Origin of the sequence: Chitinophaga costaii (assembly GCF_900094705.1) — a bacterium.
GTDB classification, from domain to species: domain Bacteria; phylum Bacteroidota; class Bacteroidia; order Chitinophagales; family Chitinophagaceae; genus Chitinophaga; species Chitinophaga costaii.
Genome location: NZ_FMAR01000014.1, coordinates 1 through 12,513, shown reverse-complemented (window position 1 = coordinate 12,513; position 12,513 = coordinate 1). Strand labels below are relative to the sequence as shown.

Sequence of the window (12,513 nt, the reverse complement as noted above, 5' to 3'; positions counted from 1 at the left end):
CACCACCTATGTTAAATTGAATGAACCCGAAGATCTATCCTTCCCCTGTGCGAACTCATCATTATTTTCCCCACCTTTGCATCCCTTTACTGCATCAACGATGAATCCGCAACTAATTGAAATATTGGAGGGCTTGCTCTTTGCCGTGTTATGGGCCTCCGCTACACCCGCCACTAAATTTGCCGTGCATTCGGTAGATCCTTTTCTGCTTACCTGTATCCGTTTTTTATTTGTGGGCGTAATCATGCTTGGCTATAGCATTTTCTCTCGGAAAAACCCGCTGGAACGTCCCAGCCGCAAGCAGTTTGCACAGCTCTTTATCCTGGGCTTGCTCAATATAACAGTGTATATGAGTGGCTTTCTAATAGCCATTAAAACAGTATCTGCGGGGCTTATCAGCCTGGTAACGGCTACCAATCCGCTCATATTAATTTTATTGTCGGCGCTCCTGCTAAAGCGTAAACTTACTAGGGCGGAATGGATTGGCATTATCATCGCTTTATCTGGGCTGGTGGTGGCTACCATTCCCAACCTGCGCCACAGCCATGCCACCCTTATAGGTGTGATAGCGCTCATTGCAGGTATTGTATCGCTTTCCCTGGGGGCTATTTATTTCTCGAAAACTGGCCTGGCGCTGAGCCGTACCACGGTGAATATGTGGCAGCTTCTTTTTGGGGGGCTGCAGTTTATCCCCATCGTAGGGTTAAATGGTGCGCATAATTTTCTGCGTGCGGACTTGAATTTTTTCCTGTCGTTTTTATGGCTGGCATTTCCGGTTTCTATTGTGGCTTACCTTCTTTGGCTGAAGCTCCTGCACAAAGATGCTGTGAAAGCCGGCATCTGGTTGTTTCTCACGCCGGTATTGGGATATGCTATGGCGGTTACTATTTTGCATGAGCCGCTCACGGCTTATGGTATTGTAGGTGCTTTGCTGGTGGTGGCGGGCTTATTTTATTCCCGGCGCAAGCCTCACCTACCTGCCTATTAATTCATGATGGGATTAAAACGCACACAGAAAAAGGCATTCCGCAACACTTGCCGAATGCCTTTTTACATAAGCGCCACAGCCTTAAAAACCGCGACTGGCTTAGATTGGATAAGATTTTATTTGAACGTTACACCAATACCCACCTGGATATCGGAGGTATTCCATTTATAATTTTCATTTACGCCGGCTGCGTTCAGGTTGTTTAGCCCGTACACATAGCGGCCATAAAAGCGCCAGTTGTTTAAAGTTACCTGCAGACCACCTAATACACCAATATTGCTTTTCTTGAAAGCGCCTTTATAGTGAATGAGTTCTTCATCATCATAAAACAGGAAGCTATACTGCGGGCCTGCAACTATACTCAATACTTTGGTGAATTTGTATTGCGCCAGCAAAGGCACGGAAAGATAATTCAGGTTTACACGGGCGTTATTAGCGGTACTCAGATCTGCGGTAGTATTATAGTAACCTTTAAAGTTGGAAGCCCTGTTCTGAAAGCGGGTATACAGCAAGTCGCCTTCTAATCCCCAGTGCTTACTGAGTCTGTATTCAAAAAAAACGCCTGCATCGAAACCTACGTTGGTAGCAGCGCTGAAGCCTTTGCCGTCGATGGAGGTCATATCCAGGCCCACCTTAATGCCGTAGTGGATTTTGGCAACTTCTTTCTTTTTTACAGGAGCATCCGTTGCAACGTTGTCTTGTGCCTGAGCACCCACGGCCAGTCCAAATAAGGTAATAGCGGTAAATAGTACTTTTCTGATCATAGCGATTGTGATTAAATCCGGATGCAAGATTAACGAACCTGCGCCAATTGTATGCTACTTGTTAGGCAGTAATAGATGATCCCTTGATTTCGTCCGGTCGGTGTTCCGATTTTGTCGGTGAAATATTTGTTCGACAAAATTAGGTAGCCTGGGTTTAAAGAAGGGTTAATTATTGTTAAGAGAATTTCTAAACGACAGGATATTACTGCGCAAAAGTAGAGCAAAGCAGGAAAGCGCCTGTTTATGTTTCCTGCTGTTGCGCACAGGGAAGTTGCCAGCATAGGGTTTTACGGACAAACCTTCGCGGTTTTTAGCGATTTAATAATCCCAGTTGCTGCATCCAGCTTTCTGCCAATAGCGGCCAGCGAGTCACCGGTTTTTCTGTAGGCCGTAAGCCGTACCCATGGCCCCCTGCGGCATACAGGTGAATTTCTGCGGGTACCCCGGCGTTTTTCAATGCCAGGTAATAGTAGATGCTGTTTTCCACCCGTATAGGATCGTCCTGCGTTTGCAGCAGAAAGGTGGGCGGCGTTTGTGCGTTAACCGGAAGTGCTGGCGCCAGGTGGTCTCCCTGGTCTTTCAGGGTAAGATAAGCCGGATAAATGAGCAAGGTAAAGTCGGGGCGGCAGCTGGTGCTGTCTGCCGCATCCACCGGCGGGTAGCTGCGCTGGGCGTAGTTGGTACTGAGTGCTGCGGACAAATGTCCACCTGCGCTAAATCCTAATATACCGATGCGGTGGGTGTCTAGCTTCCACCGGGAGGCATTGGTCCTCACGTAGCCCAGGGCGCGTTGCGCGTCCTGGAGTGGGGCTTTGGAGCGGGTGGCTTCGTTGGTATTGGGTACCCGGTATTTGAGGAGTACCGCTGTAACGCCAATGTTATTTAGCCACCGGCATACTTCTGTACCCTCCAGGTCCCAGGCCAGTATCTGGTAGCCGCCGCCTGGGCATACCACAACGGCAGCGCCGGTTCGTTTTTCCGGACTGGGTTCATACACAGTAATAGTAGGTTGGGAAACATTGGTGAGGCGGATGATCGGTTTGCCAGCTACCTGGGCAATATCCTTGGTAGGACCTTCCGGCTGGGCGGCGGCTGATACGCCTGGAGCACCATTAGGCCATAGGGTGATAGGTGCAGAAATTTTCTGATCATTCATAGCTTGCGGTGCGGGGAATGGCTGGCCCAAGACTGTACCAGCTATTAATGTGAGGAAAAGTATGTATTTCATAACGGAGTTTAAAGGCATGGTTCCCCAAATTACAACGACAGCGCGTAAAAACAATAGCGGAGGCATCAAAAAGATGATGCCTCCGCCTTTCCTCACAAACAACTACACGTTATGCTTTGGGTGCAGCAGCAGTTTTACCTGCTTTGGCTGCTTTATAATGATGATGTGTTTTTTTAGATGCAGTAGAATCTTGTGCGGTTTTTTTGGCGGCGGCTTCTGTTTTTGCCGGCGCTTTCTTAACTGCTTTTACGCCTTTGGGAGCGGCAAATGAAGCGGTGCCGATCAGTGCGGCGATGGCGAATAATGCGATCTTTTTCATATAATTTTTTTTAATTGGTCGTTAAATTAAAATTAGATTCCTGTTGCGATGAGCAGATTCTCACCAGACATTTATTTTGCTTTCGGCGTAGTGGTGGTGGTAGTGGTTTTCTTGTGCGTTTTCTGCACTTTACTTACCTTCTTTCCCGTGCTATCGGCAGCAACCCTGGGCGCTTTCACGGTAAAAACATTTTCAGTTTTAGCGGGCGCTTTTTTAACAGCGTGTTTGATTACTTTGGGTGCGGCAAAAGAAGCGGTACCTATTAAAGCTGCAACAGCGAATAATGCGATCTTTTTCATTGTATTATTTTTTATGTTTTTAATTTGTTTGTAGGTAAGACGCCCGCTTTGCATGTTTAGTTTAACCCCCTCTCCCGTTTTAAGTATATCTTAATTTATGTTAACAAAAACAAAAGAGACTGTTCCTTGTAGAACAGCCTCTTACTTTAAACAACTAACAAAACAACATGGATAACTTATGCTGGTTTTCTAACCGGCACTGCATGCGCATGTTTTTTACCATGGTGGTGATGTTTTTTCTTATGCTTTTTATGCGGTACCGGCGCTTGTCTTTCCGCATGTTGCGGCGGAGACTGAAACGCAGCAGACAATGGTGTTGCAAAGGTGCCGGTAGCCAGCAGGGCGCTTGTAGCAAGTAATAAGAATTTCTTCATAGTGTATATCCATTTATTTATTGAAAGAAAGATAACCCATATCCGGCTTAAAAGCGCATTATGCGTGTAATTTAATCGCATCTTAATTTTGGGTACATGCTGTTAAAAGGGAAAGGCGTTAGTGAGTGAGTATACAGCAAAAAAAAGGGGCGAGTTTAGATAAACCCACCCATGCACATGTATGTAAATGTATGAGGAACAATTTTATACTTCCAATACACAGGCAAGGATAGTGCCATCGCCTGAAACGGGCATATATCGTATGAATGGGGCATACGCTGTAGCAGGTTATCGCCAACTTGGTGAGGCGTGGGCTACGCGTAGAGAATACGCCCTGCAACGGGCGGTGAAGGAGCAGCTTTCATTGCTGGTATATACCATTATGGTTCTTGTACAATAGCTGTATTCGCTGAAATGCGGCATGGCAAAGGATTTCATTCTGTGGCATGGCTTTCGTACTAGTATCATTAATCACTAAATGCTCACTTTATGAAAAAGCCAATTTTCACGGTAAAGCAGTGCTTGTATAGCGCTGGATTACTCTTCAGCATATGCATGGTGCAGGCCGCAACGGCTCACAAAAATATACCGGCCAGCCCGGTTATTTCAATGCTGATGGATACTGTGCCGGGTATTCCATTACCGGGTACACCTACCCCATCGCCTACACCTACCCCATTGCCATATCCTGCACCGCCCACCCCTACGCCATCGCCCACACCCAAGCCGGGAACACCTCCTTCTATACCAGGTTCACCTACGCCGGGTACACCTTCCCAGCCTACCAACCCTACTCCAGTTCCTTCACCTACGCCCATGCCTGGCACGCCACCAACACCTCCTTCCCCTGGAACGCCATCTTCCAGGTAATACAGCTGGCGAATTTTAATTTCATTATTATAATAGCGCAATAGCCGCTCTACTTAAAATGTAGGGCGGCTTTCTATTTATAAAGATGTTCAAATTTGTATTTCGCTCGTTACTGTTTATAACTACGCTTGATCAGGTTGGCAATGAGACCACTCCAGCCGGTTTGATGGCTGGCACCAATGCCGTGGCCGTCGTCTCCATGATAATATTCGTGGAAGAGAATGTAATCGCGGAAATGCGGATCTTGCTGTAATTTGTCATAGGAGTTAAATACGGGACGGCGACCATGCTCATCTTTTTTGAAAATGCGGATTAAGCGGGAAGACAGTGCATCGGCAATCTCGCGCAGGGTTAGATAGTTACCGGAGTTGGTAGGATATTCCACTTTAAAATCGTCACTGTAATAATCCTGAAAACGCTGGAGGCTGCAAATGATCAGGAAATTGATGGGCATCCACACCGGTCCGCGCCAATTAGAATTGCCCCCAAACATGCCACTGTCGCTTTCTCCGGGTATATAGCGTATGCTCATATCTTGCCCGTTAAAATTATAAGCATAAGGATGATCATTGTGGTATTTAGAGAGAGAGCGTACACCATGATCGCTGAGGAACTCTGTTTCGTCCAGCACCCTTTTGAGTATGCGTTTCATGCGGTGTCCGCGTAATAAGCTCAGCAAATGTTTTTCATTATTCCCTTCTTCGTACCAGCGCGACACCATGGACGCCAGGTCTGGCCGGTGACGCAGGAACCAGTTCATATGAGTGGTAAATTCCGGTAATTGTTTCAGCATATTACTATCTAACACCTGAACGGCAAATAGCGGCACTACATTGGCCAGGCTGCGGGTACGCAGGGTTACCGGGGGCAGGCCTTCGTAGCGGAGCTGATCGTAAAAGAATTCGTCCTGCTCATCCCACAACGCTACAGACTGGCCGCCAATACCGGCAATAGCGCCTGCGATGTATAAAAAGTGTTCGAAGAATTTTACCGCCATAGCTTCGTACACATCGTTTTCGCGGGCTAGTTCCAGGGCTATCGTCAACATGTTCAGTGCGGAAGCCGCCATCCACCCGGTACCGTCTGCCTGCTCCAGCACGGCGTTTGGCGGCAGGGGTGTGTTGCGGTCAAACACGCCGATATTATCCATACCCAGGAATCCACCTTCAAAAATATTCAGCCCATCTTCATCTTTCCGGTTTACCCACCAGGTAAAATTAATCACTAGTTTGTGAAAGATAGCTTCCAGGAAACGGCGGTCGCCCTGGCCACCGGCTTCTATTTCCATGCGGTAAATCTCCCAGGCGGCTCCGGCCATCACAGGTGGGTTGGTATCGTCGAACTCCCATTCGTAGGCAGGTAACTTTCCGCTGGGGTGCATGTACCATTCTTTGGTGAGCAGCAGCAATTGTTGTTTGGCAAATTCCACATCCACCATGGCCAGGGTTTGGCAATGGAAAGCAAGGTCCCAGGAGGCATACCAGGGAAACTCCCACTTGTCGGGCATGGAAATGATATCTGAGTTATGCAGGTGCAGCCAATGGTGGTTGCGGCCTTTATCGCGGCCCGGCGGTGGGGGCGGCATGGCGGGATCGCCCTGTATCCATTTATGAAGATTGTAGTAGTAAAACTGTTTGTTCCACAACATACCAGACAATGCCTGGCGCTGGATGGAGCGCAGGTCTTCATCTGTTATATCTTTTTGAAGCTGCGCATAGAAATCATCTGCTTCCTGCAGGCGGCTTTGAAAAGTGGCGTCGAAGTTGGTGAAGGGCTGCCGCTCAGTGGTGAGTTGCAGGCGGATGGTGTAAGACCCGCCTGGTTCCAGCGAGAGATCATAATGCAGGGCAGCCTTGGTACCGTACATTTCCGGGTTTACACTATTGGCCCCGCTAATCACATGGTCGTTAATGCCGTCTTTGTAGTACCTACCCTGCCCATCCTGTTGGTAGAGGCGTTTTACATTGGTGTCGTTATCGCAAAATAACGGTTGAGGGTTACCTTCATATAGCCAATACTTATTGGCCAGGGTATTATGCCGGATGCGGATAGTATTACCGCTGTCTTTACCCAGGTGAGGCCGGTCTGGCTCGTAACCCCAGGACCAGGAGTTGCGGAACCACAGGGTGGGTAGCACCGACAGCGATGCAGATTCTTGACCACGGTTGTGGATGGTGATGCGTACCAGAATGTCATCCGTAGAGCTTTTGGCATACTCGGTGAATACATCGAAATACGCATTGTTGTTGAAGATGCCAGTATCTATCAGCTCATATTCCGCCATGGTACGGTCGCGGCGATGGTTCTCTTCTATTAGTTGTTGATAGGGATAAGCCGTTTGCGGATATTTATACAGGGTTTTCATGTAGCTATGGGTAGGAGTACTATCCAGATAGTAGTACAGCTCTTTCACATCTTCTCCATGATTTCCTTCGGCGTTATTGAGACCAAAATATCTTTCTTTGAGGATGGGGTCTTTCTTATTCCAGAGGGCCAGTGCAAAACAAAGGGTTTGCTTTTCGTCGCTAATGCCGGCAATGCCTTCTTCTCCCCAGCGATAGGCATAACTGCGGGCCATGTCGTGGGTGGTGTAGTTCCAGGGGTCTTGATTGGCGCTGTAGTCTTCCCGTACAGTACCCCATTGCCGGTCCGATACGTAGGGACCCCATTTCTTCCAAGATGGATCCTTGAGCCTGTTCTGTTCTTCATGCATGGGTGAACATTTTACGATTGCTAAAGTACGGGGAAAAACGGTAGGATGACTTGGGCGGCTATGTACATGGGTGCATATCGCAGCGTTTTTTGTAAATTAGACCCATGTTTCGTCATACGGGAAAGAAGAGAGGATTTATCCACAACATGCGCCTGGCGGTGCTTTTATGCCTTACCGCAGGATTCGTGAACGCTTATGGTTTCCTGGCTTTTATGGTATTAACGACCAATGTTACCGGACACGCTGCCTTACTGGCGGTGCGGCTTACGGAAGGAGATTTTCAATCGCTGGGTATTATTGTGTTATGGCTGCTGCTGTTCCTGTCCGGGGCTTTTTTTACCGGTTTGCACATAGCCCGGGTGGGCCGCAACAAAACCTACGCCTATACCCTACCCCTGGCCCTGGAAATACTGATATTACTGCTGGTAGCCACTTTCGGGCATTTGTATGACCGTACCAATAAAGCTACGGAGTTGTTTGCCGGCAGCCTGCTCTTTGCCATGGGGTTACAAAATGCCCTGGTAACAATGATCTCCGGCTCTGTTGTACGTACTACCCACCTCACGGGTATGTTTACCGACCTGGGTATAGACCTGGCATCAGCCCTGGCTGGCCATCCGCCGTCCCGGGCCGATATTAACCGGCGCATTATCCTGCGGGTTACCATTATTTTTTTCTTTTTTCTGGGGGGTATTTTGGGCGGGTATTGTTTTAACTTTTTCCATTACAAAGCGCTGGTCATCCCTGCCGTTATTTTAATCTTTGCTATTTTTTACGATTATTTCCGGGTAAAGATTTTAAAGGCCCGCTATCACCTGCGGCACAGGCAGGTCCAGGATTCCCTGTAAAAAATAAAGCCGCTTCCGGATGGAAGCGGCTGTGGAACAAAACTAGAACGTGTTGTTTGTTGTTTATTTTTTAGCTAAGCCATTGAACCTGGCCGCGCTGGTTTTAATTACCTGAATGGTGGAGCTATCATTGTCGAACACAGAGTACCAGCCCTGTGCTTCGTGGGGCGGATCGCCCAGAAAATCATCTCCTGGTTTCCACATGCCCCCTGGCACCCTTGGCTTGCCTTCGCCGCCCCAGGCCCAGAAATTCACTCCGGACACAATACTACTGTCTTTATTTGCATAATCAAATACCGCATCAAAAATATTTTGATAGTATTTGTCGCGAATTATTGTAGGGGAATTGCGTTGGTAGTTATTTCCATCCCTGGAAATGCCAAATTCTTCCAGTATCAGGGGCTTTTTCAGTTGTTGGGCATAGGCCACATGCTGATCCAGGTAGTGGTGGGCGTACCGCACGGCAGGTTCAAAGGTAGCATCGGCCTTGGCCGGGTCGTAAATATTCCAGTTTTGTACCCAGATGTGAATGGTGGCGTAATCAATGTTGGGACTCTCATGATCGCGCACCAGGTCGGTGCCGGCACTGGCACCGGAGGTAGCGCCTTCGCTGCCGGTGGTAACCAGGTGGTGAGGGTCCAGGCTTTTGAGCAGGCCCGCTGTTTCATTGATCCAGGTGTGCATGCCGGCTATATTGGTGTCTGCACGTGGCTCATTGGCCAGCTCCCAGGCCATGATGGTGGGATCGTCCTTATAAGCTTTTTTCGTGTAGGGGTTCACGTGATCTACAATAAACCGGATGTGCTGATTAAAAAGGTTTACCGCTTTAGGATTGCTATAAAACTGGGCCGTAAAGGCCTGGTATATACCCCAGCTTTCCGGTTTCTCGGACGAAGGATTGGGAATACTGTCTGCCGCTCCGGCCCATACCAGGTATTGGCTCATACCACCGCTCCAGTTCCAGAAATTGTTGAGGCATACAATCGCGTAGAGGTGGCGCTTTTGCATTTCGCTCAATAAAAAATCCAGCCCGTCCAATACTTCAGGATTATATACACCCGGCTTGGTTTGCAGGGAGGGCAGCATGCGGAAAGGTGCGGTATCCGGGCCTTCGCTACCGCCCATAATACGTAGGTTGTTAATGCCCAAGCTTTGCAGGCGATCCAGCTCCCGCAGCAGCCGATCCCGCTGGCCGCCGCTACCTTTGGATCCCAGGTTGAGGCCTGCCCAGAAATTGGTACCGAGGTAGTAGTAAGGGTGGCCATTTAATGCAAAATGCGTACCCTCCACGGTTACAAAGCCCGTATCGGTTTGCGCGGGTGCGCTAGTGTGGCAGGCCGAAAGCCATACGCCCAGCAGCGCCAGTGGAATGAATTTCAATAACGTCATGACGGAAATTTAAGGCCGGAAAATAATATAAAATAATGCAATCATCCAATGGCTCCTATACACCAGGGGGGCGGATTACCAGCCGTTATCAGTGCTTATGCCGGCCTGGCGGCAACTATGGGGAAAAAGGCATTTTAAGAAAAGCAGCAAACCATACTGAAATGCCCGAATAACATCAATCTTCTTTGCCACCCTTTTCCCCTATAAACCAATGTTCTTTGTTTTTGAATAGTACATTGAACGTTGTGAGCGAACCGTAAATGCGAGTAATGTACTGCTGCAGGTTAATCTTCTCTTCATCACTGAGTACCTTATGGGCATTCAGTTGCTGCTCCAGCACGCGCAGGCGGTCGCGTAGCATTACAATTTTGTGAAAAAATACCGAGATGGGCAGCTCCTTTGGCTGCTGGGTCTTGTCTTTGGGTTGCAGCAACAGGGTGCCATCTTGCCAGCGATCGCCCAGCGGCACTATTTCAGTAATGCCACCCCACTGGCGCAGAATTTTTAATAAAGATACTTCTGCCTGGGAGGCCGTTTCTACTTCGGTACTCCGGTTTTCCGTATAGAGCGATTCAAATAAGGGGTCTGTTTTATCGATTTCCTTAATGCCGTGGTCCATGAAGGTCACCACATATTGCGCATACTTTAGCCCGATGATCACGCCAGGTCCCAGTTTGGCGTGCTGCACCCGGGAACCCACGCCTAGTAATAGTTCTTCCATGTAAGCCTTTTGGTTAGACGACTAATTTACCACTTCTGCCTGGAACAGAAAAAATCAATGCCTGGTAAGGTTGCAGGGTCAGTGTTTTTTCCACCCTTAGCATGGCTGGATAGTTATTGATCAGGGGTTGTTCTTTCACTGCCAGGGGCAGTTCATACACTACTTGCTGCTTGCTGAAATTCATGACCACCAGAAAGCCATCCTGGTTCAGGATGCGGGTGTAAGCATATACTTGCGCATGATCGGGATCTAACAGGGTATAATCGCCGTAAATTAAGGCGGGTTGTGACTTTCTGAGGCGGAGCAGGATCCGGAAGAATTGTAACACGGAGGCAGGATCTTTTTCCTGGTCGGCCTGGTTAAGCAAGGGAAAATTTTCATTTACTTTCAGCCAGGGGGTACCTGTGGTAAATCCGGCATGGGGCGTATGATCCCACTGGAAGGGGGTACGACCGTTGTCGCGGGCGCTGGTCTTCATATCTTCCAGGAAGGCAGCCACGTCTTCATGACGGTTCTGAAGATAACGATACATCATGTGGGTTTCTATATCGCGGTAATCGTCGATGGTGTTGAAGCGGATATTGGTCATGCCCAGTTCGTCGCCGGCATAGAATATGGGTGTGGCCCGCATGCTTAGCAAAAAGGTGATGAGCATTTTGGCAGACACCTGTCTATATTCCGGCGCATCGTTTCCCCAGCGGCTGGTCATGCGGGGCTGGTCGTGATTACCAAGGTAAATGGTACCCCACCCGGCTTTGGCAAATACCCCATCCCATTTGGAATATACCTGTTTAAATGCTGTGAGCGCATACCCGCTGGGATCCGGGCGTTTAAAGCCAGTAGCCGTATACCCCAGGTTCATGCCTTCAAAATGGTAGAGCATGTGTAGTTCTTCACGGTCGCTGTGTACAAAGAGCAAGGCCTCTTCTGCACGGATGCCGGGTGCTTCGGCCATGGTAACAATATTATAGTCTTTCAGCGCGCGCTGGTGCATTTCCTTCAGGTATTCATGCAAGCGCGGTCCATGGGAGTAATAATAGCTCCAGTCGTTATAATATTTGGCTGCCAGCTCCTCCGGCGGAATGGGTGCCAGCGGTGTTTCTTTAGAGATAAAGGAGATGACATCCATGCGGAAACCATCTACCCCTTTATCGAACCAGAAGCGCATCATGTTGTACACGGCTTCCCGCACGGTGGGATTTTCCCAATTCAAGTCTGGTTGTTTGCGGGAAAAATAATGCAGGTACCAGGCTTGGGTATGCTCATCAAAAGCCCAGGCATCTGCATTGGGGTCAAAGAAGCTGAAACGCGGTGGTGGTGTACCTTTTTCTGCCGGCCACCAATGATAGAAATCGCGGTAAGGATTATCGCGCGACGAGCGGGATGCCACAAACCAGGGATGTTCATCGCTGGTATGATTTACTACCAGGTCCATGAGCAGCTTCATGCCCCGCTGGTGCAGGCCTTGCAGCAAAACATCAAAATCGGCCATGGTGCCAAATTCCAGCATAATGTCCTCGTAGTTGCTAATGTCATAACCATTATCATCATTTGGCGAACTATACACTGGATTTAGCCAAATGAGATCTACTCCCAGGCTGGCCAGATAATCGAGTTTCTCCAAGATACCTGGCAAATCCCCAATGCCATCCCCATTACTATCTTTAAAACTGCGGGGATAGATCTGGTAAATGATCGCTTCTTTCCACCATTCGTGTACCATTATTTAATTATGAATTATGAATTATGAATTAATTATGAAATCTGTTTAGATACATTGTACTTTGTCACGAAATTAAAGCAATGATAAGCATGCCTTTAATGTACAGAATTCTTAGGGGCATTAAATAATATTGGAAATGTATGGTATTCTATTCTAATTTTAAGTCTTTAAATATCATTCATAATTCATAATTCATAATTCATAATTCATAATTCATAATTCATAATTCATAATTCATAATTCATAATTCATAATTCATAATTCATAATTCATAATT

At 48.0% G+C, this 12,513-nt stretch carries 12 protein-coding genes; 2 read left to right on the top strand and 10 right to left on the bottom strand.

Annotated elements, in window-relative coordinates:
- The first annotated feature begins 100 nt into the window (after positions 1-100).
- On the top strand, positions 101-988 hold the full coding sequence (locus GA0116948_RS16605; protein WP_089714261.1) for a DMT family transporter: 888 nt from the start codon (positions 101-103) through the stop codon (positions 986-988).
- Between the two features lie 116 nt (positions 989-1,104).
- Here GA0116948_RS16605 and GA0116948_RS16600 read toward each other — a convergent pair whose 3' ends face one another.
- The 7 genes from GA0116948_RS16600 to GA0116948_RS16575 all read right to left on the bottom strand — a co-directional run bounded on the left by GA0116948_RS16600 (position 1,105) and on the right by GA0116948_RS16575 (position 7,555).
- Entirely contained in the window at positions 1,105-1,752 is a 648-nt protein-coding gene (locus GA0116948_RS16600; protein WP_089714259.1) for a porin family protein, read from the bottom strand.
- Between the two features lie 310 nt (positions 1,753-2,062).
- Positions 2,063-2,980 carry an alpha/beta hydrolase gene (locus GA0116948_RS16595; protein WP_089714431.1) on the bottom strand — a complete coding sequence of 306 codons (918 nt, stop codon included), beginning with the start codon at positions 2,978-2,980 and terminating at the stop codon, positions 2,063-2,065.
- A 109-nt stretch (positions 2,981-3,089) separates the two neighbouring features.
- Entirely contained in the window at positions 3,090-3,299 is a 210-nt protein-coding gene (locus GA0116948_RS16590) for a hypothetical protein (RefSeq protein ID WP_089714258.1), read from the bottom strand.
- A 71-nt stretch (positions 3,300-3,370) separates the two neighbouring features.
- On the bottom strand, positions 3,371-3,598 hold the full coding sequence (locus tag GA0116948_RS16585; RefSeq protein WP_123891867.1) for a hypothetical protein: 228 nt from the start codon (positions 3,596-3,598) through the stop codon (positions 3,371-3,373).
- A gap of 176 nt (positions 3,599-3,774) precedes the next feature.
- On the bottom strand, positions 3,775-3,972 hold the full coding sequence (locus GA0116948_RS21105) for a hypothetical protein (protein ID WP_123891866.1): 198 nt from the start codon (positions 3,970-3,972) through the stop codon (positions 3,775-3,777).
- A gap of 575 nt (positions 3,973-4,547) precedes the next feature.
- Positions 4,548-4,883, bottom strand: a complete 336-nt coding sequence (locus tag GA0116948_RS21315; RefSeq protein WP_165798536.1) for a hypothetical protein — start codon at positions 4,881-4,883, stop codon at positions 4,548-4,550.
- Positions 4,884-4,951: 68 nt separating this feature from the next.
- Complete coding sequence (locus GA0116948_RS16575) at positions 4,952-7,555, bottom strand: MGH1-like glycoside hydrolase domain-containing protein (RefSeq protein ID WP_089714254.1); 2,604 nt, start codon at positions 7,553-7,555, stop codon at positions 4,952-4,954.
- Between the two features lie 104 nt (positions 7,556-7,659).
- Here GA0116948_RS16575 and GA0116948_RS16570 point away from each other — a divergent pair, with 104 nt between their 5' ends.
- A complete protein-coding gene (locus GA0116948_RS16570; protein ID WP_089714252.1) occupies positions 7,660-8,403 on the top strand; it encodes a YoaK family protein in 744 nt (247 codons plus the stop codon).
- A gap of 63 nt (positions 8,404-8,466) precedes the next feature.
- Here the strand turns inward: GA0116948_RS16570 and GA0116948_RS16565 are convergent, their stop codons facing one another.
- The 3 genes from GA0116948_RS16565 to GA0116948_RS16555 form a co-directional block, all read right to left on the bottom strand.
- On the bottom strand, positions 8,467-9,792 hold the full coding sequence (locus GA0116948_RS16565; protein ID WP_089714250.1) for a glycoside hydrolase 5 family protein: 1,326 nt from the start codon (positions 9,790-9,792) through the stop codon (positions 8,467-8,469).
- Positions 9,793-9,967: 175 nt separating this feature from the next.
- Positions 9,968-10,513, bottom strand: coding sequence for a hypothetical protein (locus GA0116948_RS16560; RefSeq protein ID WP_089714248.1), 546 nt, complete (start codon positions 10,511-10,513; stop codon positions 9,968-9,970).
- Positions 10,514-10,526: 13 nt separating this feature from the next.
- Complete coding sequence (locus GA0116948_RS16555) at positions 10,527-12,236, bottom strand: glycoside hydrolase family 13 protein (RefSeq protein ID WP_089714246.1); 1,710 nt, start codon at positions 12,234-12,236, stop codon at positions 10,527-10,529.
- Positions 12,237-12,513: the final 277 nt, after the last annotated feature.

Coding starts and splice junctions, on each gene's coding strand:
- GA0116948_RS16605 (WP_089714261.1), top strand. CDS start 101: ATGAATCCGCAACTAATTGAAATATTGGAGGGCTTGCTCTTTGCCGTG.
- GA0116948_RS16600 (WP_089714259.1), bottom strand. CDS start 1,752: ATGATCAGAAAAGTACTATTTACCGCTATTACCTTATTTGGACTGGCC.
- GA0116948_RS16595 (WP_089714431.1), bottom strand. CDS start 2,980: ATGAAATACATACTTTTCCTCACATTAATAGCTGGTACAGTCTTGGGC.
- GA0116948_RS16590 (WP_089714258.1), bottom strand. CDS start 3,299: ATGAAAAAGATCGCATTATTCGCCATCGCCGCACTGATCGGCACCGCT.
- GA0116948_RS16585 (WP_123891867.1), bottom strand. CDS start 3,598: ATGAAAAAGATCGCATTATTCGCTGTTGCAGCTTTAATAGGTACCGCT.
- GA0116948_RS21105 (WP_123891866.1), bottom strand. CDS start 3,972: ATGAAGAAATTCTTATTACTTGCTACAAGCGCCCTGCTGGCTACCGGC.
- GA0116948_RS16575 (WP_089714254.1), bottom strand. CDS start 7,555: ATGCATGAAGAACAGAACAGGCTCAAGGATCCATCTTGGAAGAAATGG.
- GA0116948_RS16570 (WP_089714252.1), top strand. CDS start 7,660: ATGTTTCGTCATACGGGAAAGAAGAGAGGATTTATCCACAACATGCGC.
- GA0116948_RS16565 (WP_089714250.1), bottom strand. CDS start 9,792: ATGACGTTATTGAAATTCATTCCACTGGCGCTGCTGGGCGTATGGCTT.
- GA0116948_RS16560 (WP_089714248.1), bottom strand. CDS start 10,513: ATGGAAGAACTATTACTAGGCGTGGGTTCCCGGGTGCAGCACGCCAAA.
- GA0116948_RS16555 (WP_089714246.1), bottom strand. CDS start 12,236: ATGGTACACGAATGGTGGAAAGAAGCGATCATTTACCAGATCTATCCC.